The sequence below is a fragment of the Actinopolyspora lacussalsi subsp. righensis genome (genome assembly GCF_900116555.1).
GTDB lineage: Bacteria > Actinomycetota > Actinomycetes > Mycobacteriales > Pseudonocardiaceae > Actinopolyspora > Actinopolyspora lacussalsi.
In genome coordinates this window covers 97,659-116,174 of record NZ_FPAT01000003.1, presented here as the reverse complement: position 1 = coordinate 116,174, position 18,516 = coordinate 97,659, and the positions used below count along the sequence as shown (strand labels likewise).

At 67.7% G+C, this 18,516-nt stretch carries 20 protein-coding genes; 14 read left to right on the top strand and 6 right to left on the bottom strand.

Going from position 1 to position 18,516, the window contains the following annotated elements:
• Positions 1 to 4: 4 nt before the first annotated feature.
• The 4 genes from BM394_RS06650 to BM394_RS23665 form a co-directional block, all read right to left on the bottom strand.
• Positions 5 to 730 carry a phosphoadenylyl-sulfate reductase gene (locus BM394_RS06650; RefSeq protein ID WP_092923458.1) on the bottom strand — a complete coding sequence of 242 codons (726 nt, stop codon included), beginning with the start codon at positions 728 to 730 and terminating at the stop codon, positions 5 to 7.
• A complete protein-coding gene (locus BM394_RS23670; protein ID WP_092630667.1) occupies positions 727 to 918 on the bottom strand; it encodes an eL43 family ribosomal protein in 192 nt (63 codons plus the stop codon). Before BM394_RS23670 ends, BM394_RS06650 begins: the two co-directional genes overlap by 4 nt.
• Entirely contained in the window at positions 915 to 2,627 is a 1,713-nt protein-coding gene (locus tag BM394_RS06640; RefSeq protein WP_092975449.1) for a nitrite/sulfite reductase, read from the bottom strand. Before BM394_RS06640 ends, BM394_RS23670 begins: the two co-directional genes overlap by 4 nt.
• A 235-nt stretch (positions 2,628 to 2,862) precedes the next feature.
• Entirely contained in the window at positions 2,863 to 2,958 is a 96-nt protein-coding gene (locus tag BM394_RS23665) for a putative leader peptide (protein WP_342752520.1), read from the bottom strand.
• 380 nt (positions 2,959 to 3,338) lie between these two features.
• Here BM394_RS23665 and hemW point away from each other — a divergent pair, with 380 nt between their 5' ends.
• The 9 genes from hemW to BM394_RS06595 all read left to right on the top strand — a co-directional run bounded on the left by hemW (position 3,339) and on the right by BM394_RS06595 (position 11,974).
• A complete protein-coding gene (gene hemW / locus BM394_RS06635; RefSeq protein ID WP_092975446.1) occupies positions 3,339 to 4,577 on the top strand; it encodes a radical SAM family heme chaperone HemW in 1,239 nt (412 codons plus the stop codon).
• Between the two features lie 315 nt (positions 4,578 to 4,892).
• Complete coding sequence (gene hrcA, locus BM394_RS06630) at positions 4,893 to 5,918, top strand: heat-inducible transcriptional repressor HrcA (RefSeq protein ID WP_165400776.1); 1,026 nt, start codon at positions 4,893 to 4,895, stop codon at positions 5,916 to 5,918.
• Positions 5,919 to 6,009: 91 nt separating this feature from the next.
• Complete coding sequence (dnaJ, locus tag BM394_RS06625) at positions 6,010 to 7,188, top strand: molecular chaperone DnaJ (protein ID WP_092975443.1); 1,179 nt, start codon at positions 6,010 to 6,012, stop codon at positions 7,186 to 7,188.
• A 119-nt stretch (positions 7,189 to 7,307) separates the two neighbouring features.
• Positions 7,308 to 8,048 carry a 16S rRNA (uracil(1498)-N(3))-methyltransferase gene (locus tag BM394_RS06620; RefSeq protein ID WP_092975440.1) on the top strand — a complete coding sequence of 247 codons (741 nt, stop codon included), beginning with the start codon at positions 7,308 to 7,310 and terminating at the stop codon, positions 8,046 to 8,048.
• A gap of 73 nt (positions 8,049 to 8,121) precedes the next feature.
• The gene (locus tag BM394_RS06615; protein WP_092975437.1) at positions 8,122 to 8,472 is read left to right on the top strand and encodes a histidine triad nucleotide-binding protein; all 351 of its coding nucleotides are present in this window, start codon (positions 8,122 to 8,124) and stop codon (positions 8,470 to 8,472) included.
• A gap of 155 nt (positions 8,473 to 8,627) precedes the next feature.
• Positions 8,628 to 9,707, top strand: coding sequence for a PhoH family protein (locus tag BM394_RS06610; protein WP_092975434.1), 1,080 nt, complete (start codon positions 8,628 to 8,630; stop codon positions 9,705 to 9,707).
• Entirely contained in the window at positions 9,704 to 10,270 is a 567-nt protein-coding gene (gene ybeY, locus BM394_RS06605; protein ID WP_092923436.1) for an rRNA maturation RNase YbeY, read from the top strand. Before BM394_RS06610 ends, ybeY begins: the two co-directional genes overlap by 4 nt.
• Before the next feature lie 29 nt (positions 10,271 to 10,299).
• Complete coding sequence (locus BM394_RS06600; protein ID WP_175530014.1) at positions 10,300 to 11,616, top strand: hemolysin family protein; 1,317 nt, start codon at positions 10,300 to 10,302, stop codon at positions 11,614 to 11,616.
• Positions 11,609 to 11,974, top strand: a complete 366-nt coding sequence (locus BM394_RS06595) for a cytidine deaminase (RefSeq protein WP_092975428.1) — start codon at positions 11,609 to 11,611, stop codon at positions 11,972 to 11,974. The genes BM394_RS06600 and BM394_RS06595 overlap by 8 nt, the downstream gene beginning before the upstream one ends.
• A gap of 27 nt (positions 11,975 to 12,001) precedes the next feature.
• Here the strand turns inward: BM394_RS06595 and BM394_RS06590 are convergent, their stop codons facing one another.
• Positions 12,002 to 12,502 (bottom strand): MarR family winged helix-turn-helix transcriptional regulator, encoded by a 501-nt coding sequence (locus tag BM394_RS06590; protein WP_092923428.1) that lies wholly within the window; start codon positions 12,500 to 12,502, stop codon positions 12,002 to 12,004.
• A gap of 54 nt (positions 12,503 to 12,556) precedes the next feature.
• On the opposite strand from BM394_RS06590, the gene BM394_RS06585 reads away from it, so the two are divergent.
• A complete protein-coding gene (locus BM394_RS06585; RefSeq protein ID WP_092975425.1) occupies positions 12,557 to 14,332 on the top strand; it encodes a chloride channel protein in 1,776 nt (591 codons plus the stop codon).
• Positions 14,333 to 14,450: 118 nt separating this feature from the next.
• Positions 14,451 to 15,359: a GTPase Era gene (gene era / locus BM394_RS06580; protein ID WP_092975422.1), complete on the top strand. Its 909-nt coding sequence runs from the start codon at positions 14,451 to 14,453 to the stop codon at positions 15,357 to 15,359.
• A 327-nt stretch (positions 15,360 to 15,686) separates the two neighbouring features.
• On the opposite strand, the gene BM394_RS06575 is transcribed toward era, so the two are convergent.
• On the bottom strand, positions 15,687 to 16,187 hold the full coding sequence (locus BM394_RS06575) for a DUF4190 domain-containing protein (RefSeq protein WP_092975419.1): 501 nt from the start codon (positions 16,185 to 16,187) through the stop codon (positions 15,687 to 15,689).
• A 407-nt stretch (positions 16,188 to 16,594) separates the two neighbouring features.
• Between BM394_RS06575 and BM394_RS06570 the strand changes: the two genes are divergently transcribed.
• Genes BM394_RS06570 through BM394_RS06560 form a run of 3 tightly spaced genes read left to right on the top strand, consistent with a single transcriptional unit; the run spans position 16,595 to position 18,497 of the window.
• Positions 16,595 to 16,957 (top strand): DUF2752 domain-containing protein, encoded by a 363-nt coding sequence (locus BM394_RS06570; protein ID WP_245780019.1) that lies wholly within the window; start codon positions 16,595 to 16,597, stop codon positions 16,955 to 16,957.
• 26 nt (positions 16,958 to 16,983) lie between these two features.
• Entirely contained in the window at positions 16,984 to 17,892 is a 909-nt protein-coding gene (gene recO, locus BM394_RS06565; protein WP_092975416.1) for a DNA repair protein RecO, read from the top strand.
• Entirely contained in the window at positions 17,889 to 18,497 is a 609-nt protein-coding gene (locus BM394_RS06560; protein WP_245780018.1) for a GNAT family N-acetyltransferase, read from the top strand. Before recO ends, BM394_RS06560 begins: the two co-directional genes overlap by 4 nt.
• The last annotated feature ends 19 nt before the right edge of the window (positions 18,498 to 18,516 follow it).

The window sequence follows — 18,516 nt, the reverse complement described above, 5'->3', positions numbered from 1 at the left end:
GGGCTTAGGCGTGCAATCCGCACTCCGTCTTCGTGCTACCGGCCCAGCGGCCACTGCGCCGGTCCGCGCCCGGTGCGGGCTTGGCGGTGCACGGCTGACACCCGATCGAGGGAAAGCCGGCGGGGACCAGGGGGTTCACCAGCACATTGTGCTCGGCGATGTAATTGTCCATGTCCTCGTCGGTCCACGCCGCGAGCGGATTCACCTTCACGAGGTTGTTGCGTTCGTCCCAGGTCACGAGGGGAGTGTCGGCCCTGCTCGGCGAATCCACGCGTCGCAGACCGGTGATCCAGGCCTCGTAGCGGGCCAGCGTGTTACGCAGCGGAAGAACCTTGCGCAGGTGGCAGCACCGGCCGGGGTCCCGTTCGTAGAGCCTCGCCCCCTCGGTGGCGTCCTGCTGTTCGACCGTCTGTTCGGGCATCGCGTTGATGATGTTGACGTCGTAGGTCTGCGCGACCGCGTCGCGAGTACCGAGCGTCTCGGCGAAGTGGTAGCCGGTTTCCAGGAACAGCACGTCCACGCCTGGCTGGACCTTCGAGACCAGGTCTATCAACGAGGCGTCCTCCATGTTGGAGGCCATGATCAGGTTCTCGCCGAACGTGCGTGCGGCCCAGTCGAGTACCTCCGATGTGCTCGAGCCGGCGAGTCGCTCGGAGGCGTCCTCCGCCAGAGCGCGGAGTTCGTCGTCACCACGTCGAAAGCCGATTCGGGAGGTGCTGTCAGTGGTCATGGTTCTTCGTCCTCCTCTGTCAACGCCAACCCGGCCAGTCGCACCGTGAACACGCGACGGCACGCCTGACACTTCCACGCGCCCACGGGTTCAGCCTCCGGTGTGAGTTCCTCATCACCGCAGTACGGGCAGTAGAACGGAACGGCCCTGCCCTCGGGACCCGGTTCTGCCGAACGCCCCCCACTCACGTTAGCGCCTCGTCACCGACGCGTTTCGTCCACTCGGCGAAGGTCTCGTCCTCGCCGCGCTGCTCGACGTAACGACGCACCAGGCGTTCCACGTAGTCACCCACCTCGGCGGAAGTCACCTTGTGCCCCCGGATCTTGCGTCCGAAGCCCGCGTCCCTGCCGAGACCGCCCCCCAGGTGCACCTGGAAGCCCTCGACCTGGTTGCCCTGCTCGTCCTGCACCAGCTGGCCCTTGAGGCCGATGTCGGCGACCTGGGTGCGGGCGCAGGCGTTAGGGCAGCCGTTCAGGTTGACCGTGACGGGTTTGTCGATGTCGCCCTGCACGTCCTCAAGTCTGCGCTCCAGATCCTCGACCAGCTCCATGGCACGGTTCTTCGTCTCGACGATCGCCAGCTTACAGAACTCGATTCCCGTGCACGCCATGACGCTGCGTCGCCAGGACGAGGGCCGTGCCCGCAGGTCGAGCCGGTCCATGTCGCCGACGAGGTTCTCCACCTCGGAGCCGGGGACGTCGAGCACCAGCAGGTTCTGCTCCACGGTGGTGCGGATCCGGCGCGATCCCGCGCGTTCGGCGGCCTTGGCGACCTCGATCAGCTTGGAGCCGTCGACCCTGCCCGCCACGGAGGTCACGCCGACGTAGTAGTTGCCGTCGACCTGCTCGTGCACCCCCACGTGGTCACGGGGTCCGTCCGGCAGCGGCGGTTCCGGACCGTCGATGAGCGCGCGACCGAGGTACTCGTTCTCCAACACCTCGCGGAACTTCTCGGCACCCCAGTCCGACACCAGGAACTTCATCCTCGCCCGGTTGCGCAGCCTGCGGTAACCGTAGTCGCGGAAGATCTGCACAACGGCGTTCCAGACCTCGGCGACCTCCTCCACCGGAACCCAGGCTCCCAGGCGTACCGCGAGCTTGGGGTTGGTGGACAGGCCACCGCCGACCCACAGGTCGAAGCCGGGGCCGTGCTCGGGGTGCTCGACCCCGATCAACGAGATGTCGTTCGTCTCGTGAACCACGTCCTGGCGCGGGGAGCCCGAGATGGCTGTCTTGAACTTGCGCGGCAGGTTCGAAAGTGATTCGTCACCGATGTAGCGTTCGGTGATCTCCCTGATCGCCGGGGTGGCGTCGACGATCTCATCGGCGGCGATGCCCGCCACCGGGGATCCGAGCACGACGCGGGGGCAGTCACCACAGGCCTCGGTGGTGTACAGCCCGACGGACTCCAGCTTTTGCCAGATGGCGGGCATGTCCTCCACCCGGATCCAGTGCAGCTGGACGTTCTGCCGGTCGGTGATGTCGGCGGTGTCGCGGGCGTAGGTCTGCGAGATCTCACCGATCACCCGCAGTTGCTCGGTGGTCAGCGCGCCGCCGTCGACCCTGATGCGCAGCATGAAGTACGAGTCGTCCAGCTGCTCCGGCTCGATGGTTCCCGTCCGGGCGCCCGGGATGCCGGGAGCGCGCTGCGTGTAGAGACCCCACCAGCGGAACCGACCGCGCAGGTCGGAGGGGTCGATGGAGTCGAAACCACGCTGCGCGTAGATGTTCTCGATACGACCGCGGACGTTGAGTGGGTTGTCGTCCTTCTTGGACTGCTCGTTGCCGTTCAGCGGTTCGCGGTAACCGAGCGCCCACTGGCCCTCCGCGCGGCCCTTGCCCTTACGTGCGGGTGCGCGGCGTTGTGTGGGGCTCGGTGCTTCCGTCGGGGGGACCATTCGTCCGACCTCCGCGATGACATGGCGTGACTACGCCGCGAGAGTTTTACGGGAAAAAGAACGCTCACGATCCGGTTGCCGACACATCGGATCGGATGCGGACACGAAACGCGACAGGAACTACCGGGAGTCTCCGATCGGACCGATGCGGGCGACCACTCGGCGCCGGGCCCCCGGAAGCGGAAACCGCGTCGGATTCGCCGAGCGAGCACCCGTCAGGTGCGAACGGGAAACTTCAACAGTCCGTGCTCCGGCACAGCGCGCTGGAGACCCGCCGTAGATCCAGGTAACGCCGGGCGACCAGCAGCAGCTCGGTGGGGGTCGCGTCCATGGTCGTCAGCGTGCCACGCACGTATCGGGCGGTCCAGGATCATCCGCATGCTGGGACAGCGCGTCACCCGTACGTTGGCGGGTCCTGTGAGCGAACAGACCCGCACACAGCGGGTGCCCGGCGTGATACCCGCGGCCCGTCGCGGATACCGTCCCCTTCCGGTGGGAGCAACCTCACACTCGCGGAGCACTGTAGTCGATCGCCGTCGCGTGGTCACCGCGGGTCGGCGGAATCGGTGGTCGGCCTGGCCCCTCCGTGTGCCCCGGCCACCCGCGGCGGGTTCAGCCGCGGAAACGGCTCCGAGAACCGGGTCGACGAGGTGCTGGCGACGAGGAGACCGAGTTCGCGCTCCTGTCGGCCCTCGAAAGCCCGCTGGGAGAATGTGTGTCGTGAGCACGCATCCACCGACCGGCGAACAACCACCGCAACAGGGCACGCTGCCCGCTACCGCGCTGCGTGGCGTGGGACAGCGGCCGTTCGGGATATACGTGCACGTGCCGTTCTGCGCCACCAGGTGCGGTTACTGCGACTTCAACACCTACACCGCCGACGAGCTCGCCGGTGGTGGCAGCTTCCGCGGCTGGCTCGAAGCTCTCAAGGCCGAACTGGAGCTCGGGGCCCGGGTGCTGGGGGAGGGCAACCGTGCGGTTCCCCGCGCCGAAACCGTCTTCGTCGGCGGCGGGACCCCCTCACTGCTGGGTGGCGAGGGGCTGGGCGAGGTGCTCGACGCGGTACGTGCCTCCTTCGGGCTCGCCCCGAACGCCGAGGTCACCACCGAGGCCAATCCGGAGTCCACCTCCCCGGAGCTGTTCACCGCCCTGCTCGGGGCGGGCTACACCAGGGTTTCACTGGGGATGCAGTCCGCGGCCGAACACGTACTGCGGGTGCTGGACCGCAAGCACACCCCGGGCCGTGCCGTCGCCGCCGCGGGTGAGGCGATGGCGGCGGGGTTCGAGCACGTCAGTCTCGACCTCATCTACGGAACCCCCGGCGAGAGCACCGACGACCTACGGGGGTCGTTGGAAGCGGTGCTGGAAGCCGGGGTGGACCACGTCTCGGCCTACTCCCTGATCGTCGAGGACGGCACCGCCATGGCTCGGCGGGTCCGCCGCGGCGAGCTGCCGATGCCGGACGAGGACGTGTTGGCCGCCGATTACGAGCTCGTCGACGGGATTCTCTCCAAGGCCGGATTCGACTGGTACGAGGTCTCCAACTGGGCCACCGGTGAAGCGGCACGCTGCGCGCACAACATCGGTTACTGGCGTGGTGGTGACTGGTGGGGTGCGGGACCCGGCGCGCACAGTCACGTCGGTGGCGTGCGGTGGTGGAATCTCAAGTACCCGAGCCGTTACGCGGCCGCCCTGGGAGAGGGGATCTCGCCTGCCGCGGGGCGAGAGGTGCTCGACGCGGAGGACCGACGCGTCGAACGCGTCATGCTGGAACTGCGGCTGCGGGAGGGACTCGCCACGGAGGTGCTCGACGACGCGGGAGTCGCCGAGGCCCGGCGCGCCGTGACCGACGGCCTGCTGCGGGGCGAGGAGTTGCGTGCGGGACGCTGCGTGCTCACCGATCGCGGCAGACTGCTGGCCGACGGGGTGGTCCGTCGACTCGTCGGGTGATACCCACACCTGTCCTCGTGTCTCGGAGGTGCGGCGTCCGGTGGTTCACCGGGAACGGTGATCCGTCGGGAGCCTGCCGCTCGGGAGCGGTCACCGGCCCGGCCACGTCGAGCGCTTACGGTGCCCGTCCGGGCCCGAACACCGGTGAGAGCGGGTTTCGCGGCACTCACGACCGCCGCCTGCCCCCACCGTCCTCGTGGCCCTCGGCTCAGCGGTCGAAACACCGTAAACTCGGACGGTGGACCGCAGGCACGGGACGCGTGTCTGCCGAGTCGGACGTGTCCATTCCGGGGCGCGCCGAACGAGGAGGTGACGCTGGTGAATGCGGACGAGCGCCGGTTCGAGGTGCTGCGCGCGATCGTTGCCGACTACGTGTCCACCAACGAGCCGGTCGGTTCCAAGACGCTCGTCGAGCAGCACAATCTGGGTGTGTCCAGTGCCACGGTACGCAACGACATGGCCGTGCTCGAGGAGGAAGGGCTCATCGCGCAGCCGCACACCAGCGCGGGACGGATTCCCACCGACCACGGGTACCGGACCTTCGTCGACCGGCTGCACGAGATCAAACCGCTCACCTCACCGGAACGCCGTGCCATCCACGCCTTCCTGGAGGGCGCGCTGGATCTCGACGACGTGATGCGGCGGAGTGTCCGGCTGCTGGCCCAGCTCACGCAGCAGGTGGCCGTGGTGCAGTACCCCACGCTGACCCAGTCCACCGTGCGTCACGTCGAGGTGGTGACCATCACTTCGGCGCGGCTCATGCTGGTGCTGATCACCGACACCGGGCGGGTCGATCAGCGTATGGTCGACCTGGGTGACGTCATCGGCGAGGAGGACGTGTCGCGGCTGCGAACCGTGCTCAACTCGGCGATGGCGGGCAAGCGGCTCGCCGAGGCCTCCGCTTCGGTGGCCGAACTCCCCGAGCAGTCTCCCCCGGAGCTGCGGGAGACCATGTCCCGGGTGTGCGGGGTGCTCATCGAGACGTTGGTGGAACACCCCGACGAGCGCATGGTGCTCGGGGGAACCCCCAATCTGACCCGCAACGTCGCCGATTTCCCCGGGTCGTTGCGCCAGGTGCTCGAAGCGCTCGAGGAGCAGGTGGTCGTACTGCGACTGCTGGCGGCGGCACGGGACTCTGATGGTGTGACGGTTCGTATCGGGATGGAGAACGAGGCCGAGGAGATGCAGACGACCTCGGTCGTTTCCACCGGTTACGGTTCGCATGGGACGGTACTGGGGGGGATGGGCGTGGTCGGCCCCACTCGGATGGATTATCCGGGAACGATGGCAGCGGTTCGTGCCGTTGCGTCCTACGTGGGAGAGATCCTGGCGGGGCGGTGACGTCCGCGTCGGCACGTGTGGCGCGCCACGACCGGCCCTTCGGAACTCTTCGGCATGTACCCGCTAGACGAGCAGAGGAAGAGCGCACAAGGTGGCCAAGGACTACTACGGGATCCTCGGGGTATCGAAGGACGCGACCCAGGATCAGATCAAGCGGGCTTACCGCAAGCTTGCGCGGGAACTCCATCCCGACGTCAACCAGGAGGACGGCGCGCAGGAGCGCTTCCGAGAGGTAAGCACTGCTTACGAAGTTCTTTCGGATCCCCAGAAGCGCCAGATGGTCGACCTGGGCGGGGACCCGATGGACAGCGGGGGAGGTGCCGCGGGCGGTCGCGCCGGTGGTGACCCCTTCGCCGGATTCGGCGGCCTCGGCGACATCATGGACGCGTTCTTCGGTGGCGGATCCGGCGGCGCCGCCGGACGTGGACCGCGCAGCCGGATGCAGCAGGGATCCGACGCCCTGTTGCGGCTGGAGCTGACGCTGGAGGAGTGCGCCCAGGGAGTCAACCGCGATGTCACCGTCGACACGGCTGTCGTCTGTGACACCTGTGAGGGTGGCGGCTCCAGCGCGGGCAGCGCCCCCTCCACCTGTGACACCTGTGAGGGCCGCGGCGAGATCCAGTCGGTGCAGCGCTCCTTCCTCGGGCAGGTCATGACCTCGCGTCCCTGCCCTGTCTGCCGCGGCTTCGGTGAGGTGATCACGGATCCCTGCCAGCAGTGCGGTGGCGACGGGCGGGTGCGTTCCCGGCGCACCATCACGGTGAAGATCCCGGCCGGTGTCGGTGACGGGATGCGGGTCCGGCTCGCCGGTGAGGGCGAGGTCGGCCCCGGCGGTGGTCCAGCCGGCGACCTGTTCGTCGAGGTCGAGGAACTGCAACACGAGCGGTTCGTCCGCGACGGTGCCGATCTGCACTGCCACGTCCAGGTGCCCATGACCGCGGCGGCGCTGGGCACGGTGGTCAACATCCGAACCCTCGAGGACGAGGAGGAGCTGACGGTCGAGCCCGGCACGCAGCCGGGCACCGAGTACGTGCTCGACGGTCGTGGGTTGCCCAAGCTGCGTTCCAACGGACGGGTGAGCGGCCACGGCGACCTGCACGTTCACCTGGATGTGCGGGTGCCGACGAAACTGGACGAGGACCAGGCCGACCTGCTGCGGCAGTTGGCCACCGTGCGTGAGGAGGAGCAGCCCGAACCCACCGTCAGCGCCGGTGGCAACGGGCATCGCAACGGCATCTTCTCCCGCTTCCGAGGCTTCGGTCACCGCTGATTCCGCCACACCGCTGGTTCCGCCCGGCCCCGTTCTCGCGGGGCCGGAACGGGACGCGGTTCCCGCGCGGCCTGGCCGTCCACCGTGTTTCGGCTCGTCTCCCGGAAGGGGTTAGCACGATGTCATCCACCCTCCCGGTCTTCTCGGTCGAGGAGCTGCCCACGGGCGAGCTCGCCCGGCTGGACGGCCCCGAGGGCAAGCACGCCGCCACGGTGCGCCGGATGCGTTCCGGCGCCCGGCTGTTGCTGTCGGACGGACGGGGCGGTGTGGCCGAGTGTCTGGTGACCGACGTCGCCAGGGACGCCCTGGACCTGGAGGTGGTGCGGCGGGACAGGGTCCCCGCCGCCGAACCCCGGGTTCGGCTGGTCCAGGCGCTGGTCAAGGGTGACCGTGGTGAACTCGCCGTCGAACTGGCCACGGAGGCGGGGGTCGATCTCGTCACTCCCTGGCGGGCCGAGCGTTGTGTGGCGCGCTGGGAGGACGGCCCTCGTGGCGCCAAGGCACTGGCGCGGTGGCGCAATTCCGCGCTGCAGGCCGCCAAGCAGGCACGCAGGGCCTGGATCCCCACGGTGACCGAGCCCTGCTCCACCTCGGAGGTCGCGGAGACGCTGCGTGGCAGCGAGGCCGCTTTCGTGCTGCACGAGTCCGCCGAGCTCGGACTGGCCGACGTCGAGCTGCCCACCGCCGGTGAGATCGCCGTGGTCGTCGGCCCGGAGGGCGGCATCACCGATCAGGAGCTGTCGACACTGCGTGCGGCGGGGGTCCGACCGGTCCGACTGGGACACGAGGTGCTGCGGGCCTCCACCGCGGGTGCCGTGGCGCTCGGAGCGCTGGGCGCACTCACGCCCCGCTGGCGGTGATCGGGGGGTCGGGATCGGGGATCGAGCGGAGCACCCGGTCACGGCGTGATCGGCGATGGATAGTCTCGCGGGCATGACCGATACCGAACCCTCCCTGTTCGAACGGATGATCGCGGGCGAGATCCCCGCCGATTTCGTGCACACCGACGAGCGCACGATCGCGATCCGCGACATCAGTCCGCAGGCGCCGGTCCACGTGCTGGTGGTCCCCCGCGAGCGGTACCGCAACGTGGCCGAGCTGGCCGCGGCGGATCCGGAGCTGTTGTCCGAACTCGTCAGGGTGGCGGGTCGGATCGCCGAGAGCGAGGGGATCGCGGAATCGGGGTACCGCCTGCTGTTCAACACCAACTCCGATGCCGGGCAGACCATCTTCCACGTGCATCTGCACCTGCTCGGCGGACGCCAGTTGGGGCCGTTGGCCTGACCGGTCGACCTGACCACACCGACAGCGGGGTGTGCTCGGCGCGTTCCGGAGAACGAACATCGGCGCTAATCCAGTTGTTCGTTGCTCTACCATTGACAGTGACAGGATCCAGTACCGAAATCGCGCTTCAGCGCAGGAAGCAGGCCGGTAACAGCGTGGCCGGAACCGCAGCGGACGGGGCGGCGGCTCGTTCGGGAAACGAGTCGTCCCAGCCCCAGAAGGCACAGTCCACCCGAACAGTGCCCGACACGGCGGTGCTCGCCCTGCTCGGCTCGAAGGACGAGAACCTTCGGACCGCGGAGGAGGCACTCGACGCCGATGTCCACGTACGGGGCAACGAGGTGAGCATCTCCGGGGAGCCCACCGAGGTCGCGTTCGCCGAGCGGGTGTTCGACGAACTCATCGAGCTGGTTTCCAAGGGCAACCAGCTCACCCCCGACATCGTGCGTCGCAGCGTGACGATGCTTTCCACCAGTAACGGGGACTCACCCAGTGACGTGCTGACCATGGACGTGCTGTCCCGTCGCGGGCGCAGTATCCGTCCGAAGACCGCCAACCAGAAACGGTACGTCGACGCCATCGACGAGAACACGGTCGTCTTCGGCATCGGACCGGCCGGAACCGGCAAGACCTATCTGGCGATGGCCAAGGCGGTGCAGGCTCTGCAGGCCAAGGAGGTCAACCGCATCATCCTCATCCGGCCCGCCGTGGAGGCCGGGGAGCGGTTGGGGTATCTGCCGGGAAGTCTCTACGAGAAGATCGATCCCTATCTGCGGCCGCTCTACGACGCGCTGTACGACATGATCGACCCCGAATCGGTCCCCAGGCTGACCCAGGCCGGAACCATTGAGGTCGCCCCGTTGGCCTACATGCGCGGACGTACCCTCAACGACGCCTTCATCATCCTCGACGAGGCGCAGAACACCACGCCGGAACAGATGAAGATGTTTCTGACCAGGTTGGGGTTCGGCTCCAAGATCGTGGTTACCGGTGACGTGACGCAGATCGACCTGCCCGGTGGTCAGCGCAGCGGACTCAAGGTCGTCCGCGAGATCCTGGAGGGGATCGACGACATCCTGTTCTCGACCCTGGACAGCCAGGACGTGGTGCGGCATCGCCTGGTCGGTGAGATCGTCAACGCGTACGACCGTTGGCAGGAACATCAGGACGGTGAGGGCGGCAATCCTGCCCGAAAGACACGAATCTCCGAGGGGCGGGCGCACGAGCAGGCATGAGTATCGAGATAGCCAACGAGTCCGTCGTACGGGTGCCCGAGACCACCATCGTCTCCGTTGCCCGTTTCACGCTGGACCGCATGGGTGTGAGCAGGTTGGCCGAGCTGTCCATCGTGCTGGTCGAGCTCGACGTGATGGCCGACCTGCACGAACGCTGGATGGACCTGTCCGGTCCCACCGACGTGATGGCGTTCCCCATGGAGGAGTACGAGGCGCCACGCGGGCAGGACTCCACCGAGACCAGCCCGGGACTGCTCGGTGACATCGTGCTGTGTCCCGAGTTCGCCAGGGATCAGGCGCGCAAGGCCGGTCACGGGATGGAGGACGAACTCTACCTGCTCACGGTGCACGGGGTGCTGCATCTGCTCGGCTACGACCACGCCGAGCCGGAGGAGGAACGCGAGATGTTCGCGTTGCAGAACCGGCTGCTCGCCGAGTTCCGCGAGGCCAAGACGGAGGCCGATCGCGCCGCACAGCAACGCGACGCCGATTCACGAGTGTTGGGTGTGGTGGGGCTCGACGAGTCCCAGGAGGCCACGGCCGACGGCGATTCCGAACGGTAACGGACTTTCTCATAGTGTTCACCGGAATCATGGCGCTGCTGGTGTGGGCCGTGTTGTTGGTGTTGGCGGCCGGTGTGTTCGCGGCTGCCGACGCGGCCATCGGAACGGCTTCGCACGCCAGAGTCGAGGAGCTACTGCGGCAGGGAAGAGCCGGAGCGGCACAGTTCGCCAGGGTGCTGGCCGACCGCCCCAGGCACGTCAACCTGTTGCTGCTGTTGCGGTTGACCTGCGAGCTCACCGCGACGGTGCTGGTAACCGTGATGGTGCTCGAGGTGAGTGCCACGCCCGGCTGGTCGGTGCTGTTCGCCGTGCTGATCATGTTGGTGGTTTCCTACGTGCTCGTCGGCGTGGGACCGCGAACCATAGGTCGCCAGCATCCCTACGGGGTGGGACTCGTGGTGGCGGGACCGGTAGCCGTGCTGGCCCGTCTGCTCAACCCGCTGACGCGGTTGCTGATTTTCGTGGGAAACGCCATCACTCCCGGCCGTGGTTTCCGTGAGGGGCCGTTCTCCTCGGAAGTGGAGCTGCGGGAACTCGTCGATCTGGCCGGGGAACGCGGCGTGGTCGCCGCCGGTGAGCGCGAGATGATCCACTCGGTCTTCGAGCTCGGCGACACCACGGCACGCGAGGTGATGGTGCCGCGCACCGAGATGATCTGGATCGAGCGCGTCAAGACTCCCCGGCAGGCACTGGCGCTCGCCCTGCGTTCCGGTTTCTCCCGTATTCCCGTGATCGGTGACAGTGTCGACGACATCGTCGGGATCGTCACGCTCAAGGAACTGGCCAGGATGACCACCGAGCGCGGCGAGTCCTCCGATTCCGAGAGCGTCCGGGTCTCCGAGCTGATGCGGGAGGCCAGTTTCGTGCCGGACTCCAAGCGGCTGGACGAGTTGCTCAAGGAGATGCAGCTCTCGCGCAGTCACATGGCTATAGCCGTGGACGAGTACGGCGGCACGGCGGGACTGCTGACCATCGAGGACATCATCGAGGAGATCGTCGGTGAGATCACCGACGAGTCAGACCGGGAGGAACACCGCCCGGTCGAGTGGCTCGACGAGGAACTGGTTCGGGTCAGTTCACGGTTGCCGGTGGCCGATCTCGCGAGCCTGTTCGAGGTGGAGCTCGACGATTCCGAGGTCGAGACCGTCGGCGGGTTGCTCGCGCAGCGCCTCGGCCGTGTCCCCCTCCCCGGGGCCGAGGCCGAGATATCCGGACTCCGGTTGCGTGCCGAAGGGGGTAAGGACCATCGCGGCCGTATCCGGATCAACGCGTTGCTGGTTCGCAGGGCGAGTGAGTCCAACGGGCACAACACCGCCGATGACGAAAGGAATTCGCAACATGGCTGAACGCATCGAGACCGTGGCCGAGCGGCTCGACCCCGAGGACGGCAAGATCGTGACGTTGGCGCGGTCGGCGCGGGCGCGCATCGGCGCGGCGGAGGGCGCCGCCGTGCGCGACACCGACGGCAGAACCTACACCGGCTGCACCGTGCGATTGACCGCGCTGCGGCTGACCGCGTTGCAGGTGGCGGTGGCCGCCGCCACCTCCAGTGGGGCCGAGGAGCTGGAAGCGGCGGCCGTTGTCACTGAGGCGGATGAAGTGGATGCCGACTCGGTGGCGGCGGTTCGGGAGCTGGCGAGTACGGCACCGGTGTTCCGGGCGGGCGGTGACGGCGAGGTCGTCGAGCTCTCGCGAGGGACCTGACGAATCCGACCGGTGCCGGCCGGTGGCTCAACGCCACTCGGTCAGTCCCGCGTCGTAGGGGGAGGCACGTGGTGGTGGTTCCTCCCCCGCTTCGGTGAAGGCCTGCAACGCCCGCACCAACCCAGCGCGATCCTCGTGCGGGATCCGTTCGACGATGGCCGAGATCTCGCTACGGCGGTACTCGGTAACCCGATCCACCAGGTCGCGGCCCGCTTCGGTGAGGCTGACCGTGATCTCCCGCCGGGACTCGGGATTGCTGTTGCGCTGCGCCCACCCCGCTGTGACCAGCCTGTCCACCGTTCTGGTCGCCGTGGACGGATTCACTCCCAGCATCTCCGCGAGCGAGACCAGCTTCAACGGGCCCCGCGAGCCGAGGGCCACCAGCAGTCGGAACTGCGGCAGCGTGATCGGCCCGGCAACCGCGGCGACCGATTTCGCCGAGACTCCCACCAGTAACCGGGAAGCGGTCAGCACCGCCTCGGTGATCGCGTCCACCTCGTCACCGTTCGGCGGCATTTCGTTACGCATGTCGCCATTTTCACATTGACGTGCACAGGGCAAGAGTTGCATCATGCAACGGTGATGGCGGAAGCCGTAAAACGATCGATAGCCCTGCCCGTAGCGGTACGTGGGCGGATCGGAATCTGGCTCCGCGAACGTGGCAGCGGCCTGATGGCCCTCGCACTGCTGGTCGGCCTCGGTTCGGGGCTCGGCGCCATAGCCTTTCGGTGGCTGATCACGTCCGCGACCGAGCTGTTCTCCGGACGTCCCGAATACACCGACGTGCCCGGTGCGCCACACCCCTGGTTGCCCGGCCTCGGAATCTGGTTTCTGGTGCTGGTCCCCGCCATCGCGGGACTCATCTACGGCCCACTGGTCTACTGGTTCGCTCCCGAAGCCAAGGGACACGGTGTTCCCGAGGTCATGTACGCCGTATCGGAACGCGGCGGCCGGATAAAACCTCAGGTCAGTCTGGTCAAGGCTCTGGCCTCGGCGCTGTGCATCGGTGGTGGCGGATCAGTCGGCAGGGAAGGTCCGATCGTGCAGATCGGGTCCGCGCTCGGCTCGACCATGGGACGCGGCATGCGGCTCACCGAGCGGAGAATGCGAGTGCTGGTCGCCTGCGGCGCGGCAGGCGGCATCGCCGCCACGTTCAACGCCCCCATGGCGGGACCGTTCTTCGCGATGGAGCTCATCCTGCGCGACTTCACGGTGGAGTCCTTCGGCGCCGTGGTGCTGTCCAGTGTCACCGCCAGCGTGATCGGACGTGCCGTGATGGGCAACGAGGCGTTCCTCTCGCTGCCCGACTTCCACCTGCGGAACCCGAGCGAATTCCTGCTGTTCGCGCTGCTCGGCGTGCTCATCGGTGCCGCCGGGGTGCTGTTCTCCAAGGTCCTCTACCGCATAGAGGACCTCTGCGACCGAATATGGCGCGGTCCGGAGTGGCTGCGTCCCGGCGTCGGCGGGTTGTTCCTCGGCCTGCTGTTGCTGGTGCTGCCGCAGATGTACGGCGTCGGCTATCCGGTGCTGGGCAACGCCATCAACGGCAACTACGCCATCTGGTTCCTGGTGATACTGCTGCTGGGCAAGATGATCGCCACCAGCCTCACCATCGGTATCGGCGGATCCGGGGGCGTGTTCGCACCCGCCCTGTTCATCGGCGGCATGGGCGGCACCGCGTTCGGCCTGGTCGCTCACGGACTGATCCCGGAGATCGCCGGATCGCCGGGAGCCTACGGGCTCATCGGAATGGGGGCGGCCTTCGCCGGATCGGCACGGGCACCCATGACGGCTGTGATCATCCTGTTCGAGTTGACCGGGCAGTACTCGATCATCCTGCCACTGATGCTCGCCGTCGTGGTCGCGACGTTGATCAGCAGAACACTCAGCAGGGACACGATCTACACCACCAAGCTGAGCAGGCGCGGCATCGACCTCGACGCCAGGCAACGGCGTGGTCGGTTGCCGGACCGCACGGTCGCCGACGTGATGGATCCGCTGCCGGAAACGTTGACCACGCGGACCAGGCTCTCCGAAGCCGCGCGACGGCTGGCCCAGAGCACTGACTCCGTGCTGCCCGTGTTGGACGACGAAGGGCGCTACAAGGGGTGTGTCACGGCGGGGGCCGTGGCCGAAGTGCTCGGGGACGGCACCGTGGACAACGGCGAGGTCGGCGACCTGCTGGAGATTCCCCCGGCGATCGTTTCCGGGAGCAAGCTCGTCGACGCGCTCGACTCGCTGGTCTCCGTCGAGGTGACCGCCGCTCCCGTGCTGGAGGAGCAGGGCACCCAACCGGTCGGTTGGATCAGCCACCGAACGCTGTTGAGCTGTATGGGGACGACCGCCAACAGCGGCTGAGAACGGTTTTCAAGGACGTGCTCTCGGGGGCCCGTTCGGCTCCACCCGCCGTGGGTAGCGGTGAGGTGACCGGGCTCCCCGCACGTCGGTGGGATGGCGGGCACGTCAGAATAGAGCCGTGACCAGCTCAAGCGAAACACATCGATCCGGATTCGCCTGCTTCGTGGGACGTCCCAACGCCGGCAAGTCGACGTTGACCAACGCGCTCGTCGGCACGAAGGTGGCCATCACCTCCAGCAAGCCGCAGACCACGCGGCACGCGATCCGAGGGATCGTGCACCGGACCGACGCGCAGTTGGTCATCGTGGACACGCCGGGACTGCACCGTCCCCGGACCCTGCTGGGAGAACGACTCAACGACCTGGTGCACGAAACGTGGTCCGAGGTCGATGTCATCGGCTTCTGCGTGCCCGCCGACCAGAAGATCGGTCCCGGCGATCGCCACATCGCCGCGGAGCTCGCCAAGGTGGCCCGTCGTACCCCGGTGATCGGTGTCGTCACCAAGACCGACGTGGTGAGCAGACCACGCGTGGCCCAACAACTGGTCGCCATGCAGGAACTCATGGACTTCACCGAGATCGTCCCGGTCTCGGCGGTGGACCGGTTCCAGATGGATGTGCTCTCCGATCTGCTGGTGCGGCAGGTTCCGGAGGGACCGCAGCTGTACCCGGACGGCGAGATCACCGACGAGCCCGAGGAGTCGTTGATCTCCGAACTCATCCGCGAGTCGGCCCTGGAAGGGGTGCGTGACGAACTGCCGCACTCACTGGCGGTGGCCATCGACGAGATGGCCCCCAGGGAGGGCTACGACAACCTGGTGGACATCTACGCATCGCTGTACGTGGAGCGTTCCAGCCAGAAGGCCATCGTGATCGGTAGGAGCGGGGAACGCCTCAAGGAGGTCGGCGAGACCGCCAGGCGGCACATCCAGGCGCTGCTGGGCAGCAAGATTTACCTGGATCTGCAGGTGAAGGTCGCCAAGGAATGGCAGCGCGATCCCAAGCAGCTGCGCAAGCTGGGCTTCTAGAGTCGCGGCGCGAGCTCGTTCGGCTCGCGTGATCGTACCTTCGACCGGGTTGGAACGTTCCGGTGTGTGAGTCCGGTCCACAGCAGGGCGGCGGGGCACATCCAGCGGCGATACGCCACCTGCCCGCCGCCTCGCGATGGGTCCGACTCAGGCCCGGCGCCACTGGTTTCTCGCGGGCCGGAGTCCGGGGTCGTAGCGGTGACCGGTTCGCGATGATCACTGCCATCGAGGGTCAGCGCGTCGTGATGATCCAGCCGAGTAGCGGTCCCGCGAGTGCTGCCTCCAGCCGTCATGGTGTTGGTCCTGACGCGAGTGGTGCTCTCCGCACTACGCGTTTGTCGCTATCAACGGCATGGTGGCGATGCCGAACAAGATCAGCGGCACGATCGCCAGGAGCGCCAGCCCGAGCACGCAGTAGCCGACCACCAGCCCGGCCGTGGCCATGCCGTCTCCCTCGGTCCCGTCGCGCCGGATCTGTTTCTTGGCCACGTGCCCGAACACTACGCCCAGGATCGCCGGTATGAGCCCCAGTCCCCACATGCATGTCAACAGGATGCTCGACAGCGAGAGCACCATCGAGGTGATCGCCATTCCGTTGTTCCGGGGAGGCTGCGCAGTGAGATAAACCGGTCCGCCCGGTTGGGCCGGCGGGTACTGCTGATACTGGGGGTACTGCTGGTATTGGGGGTGCTGCTGGTACTGCGGGTGCGGTTGACCCGGCTGGTAACCGGGATAACCACCCCCGCCGTACGACCCCTGGTAGGGATGGGGAAAGCCACCGCTGTCCGACGGCGGATTGTGCGGATTCGGGTCGTACGGATCGCTCATGCTGCTCCTTCCGGGTTGTCGGCAAGATCCAACCACGCCGGACGACCGAAGTGACGCACCGTCCCGAACCGGCTGAGCCGTGGGTACGACCTGCTCGGTCGGCGTCGGCAGTGGATTCTCGTCCGCCGGGGTAGTACGGATTCGATGCGGCACCCCACCCTTGCGGTTCCTCGCCGTGGGAGAAATCGTGCGGTACGAGAACCGTACCGAGGCGCTTTTCCCGTGAGCGCCCCGAAATCGTAAGCGGGGAGCCCTTCGTGCCCCACGGTCGTGGCCGCGAGCCGGACTCCCGCGCGTTCGCCGGACATCGAGGTGGGACAAGCGTGCCCAGCCCGGGGAGTCGTCGGAGGTGATTCTTGGGAACCGGATCCGCGTCCCGTCGATTCGGGCCGCTCCGTACGCTTTCGGTGGCCGTCGGGCTCGGCGTCCTCGCCGCGGTGTTGCTGATCTCACCCGTGGAGCCGCCGTGCCCGTTCAAGATGCTGGGACTGGACGGCCCCATGTGCGGGGGCACCCGCATGCTCCGGGCGTTGCTGGCGGGTGATCCGTTGCTCGCCCTGGATTTCAACGCCTTCGCACTGTTGGTGTTGTCCCCGGTGGCGCTGTCCTTGTTCGTGGCGGCGGCACGTTTCGAGCTGGGCAGAACACGGCGGATCTGGCCCGCGGGCCGCGGCGGGGCGGCGTGCGCGTACCTGCTGGGGGCGGGGCTGCTGCTGTGGACGATCCTCCGCAACATTCCCGTTCCGCCCCTGACGACGCTGTCCACCTGAGTCCCCCGCGATGGGATGATGCGAACGTGAGCCTGTATCGGGATGTCGGTGTCGTGCTGCGCGTGGGCAAGCTCGGCGAGGCCGACCGGATCGTCACGCTGCTGACCCGGCGGTACGGCAAGGTGCGCGCCGTGGCCAAGGGGGTGCGTCGCACCGGCTCCCGGTTCGGCGCCAGGCTGGAACCGTTCGCACACGTGGATGTCCAGCTGCACACCGGAAGAACGCTCGATGTGATCACCCAGGTGCAGACCCTGGACGCCTTCGGGATGGGGATAGTCGGTGACTACCGGCGCTACACCACGGCCTGCGCCGCGTTGGAGACCGTCGACCGCATCGTCGCGGAGGAACGCGAACCGGTGCTGCGCGTGTACCTGCTCACCGTCGGGGCGCTGCGCGCCTTCAGCGGCAGAGACCGGGATCCCTCGTTGGTGCTGGACTCCTTCGTGCTGCGGGCCATGGCGTTCGCCGGGTGGTCACCGGCGTTGGGCGAATGCGCCCGTTGCGGTCTCGCCGGGCCACACCCGGCGTTCAGCGTGGCCGCGGGAGGCACTGTCTGCGCCGAGTGCAGGCCCACGGGCGCGGTTCGTCCGGCCGCCACGACGATCCGACTGCTGAACGCCCTGCTCAACGGCGAGTGGGCAGTGGCGGAGGACTCCGGTGAGTCCGTGCGCGGTGAGGCCAGCGGGTTGGTCGCCGCTCACCTGCAATGGCATCTGGAGCACCGGTTGCGGTCGTTGCCCCTGGTCGAGCGACACGCGGCGGCCGATCCAGAGGTGCGTGAGCACGAATCGCCGAATCCCGTGCCCGAGCTCATCCGGCAACGCGCGAGCGGGGTCGAGGACTCGGTCGAGCGCGACACTCCGACCGGGGCTGCCCAGTCGGCCCAGTCCGGATCGTCCCAGCACGATTCCGTCGCCGGATCGGGGGATTCGTGATAGTCCGTCCCTGTCGTCCCGAGGACGCCGTGGCGGTACGTCGGATCTGTGTGGCCACGGGGGACGCGGGGGAGCACTCGCGTCACATCCTGCGTGACCCGGAGCTGATGGCCCACGTTTTCGCGGGGCCCTATCTCGCCCTGCAACCGCGACTGTGCTTTCTGGCCGAGATCTCGGGACAACCGCTCGGTTATGCGGTGGCGGCGCTGGACTCGACCGAGTTCTACCACCGCTGGCAGCGGGAGTGGAGCCCGGCGTTCGCGGTCAGTCATCCGCTCACCGGTGCCGAGGAACGGTCCGACGACGCCGACGAGCACTTGCGGTTGTTGCTGCATCGACCGCTGCGAATGCTGCTGCCGGACTCGGGGAGCTATCCTTCGCACCTGCACATCAACGTGCTTTCCGGAGCCCGCCGCAGCGGACTGGGTGCGGTGCTGCTGCGCACACTGTTCACCGCGCTGGAACAGGCCGGTTCCCCGGGGGTGCAGCTCGGTGTGCGGGCCACCAATGCCGCCGCTCACGCGTTCTACCGTGCGATGGGGATGACACGCCTGCCGTTGGACGACGGCCCCGCCATCCGGTTCGGCCGACCACTGGGCGGGTAGTGCCGTCGCGTTCGCGAGA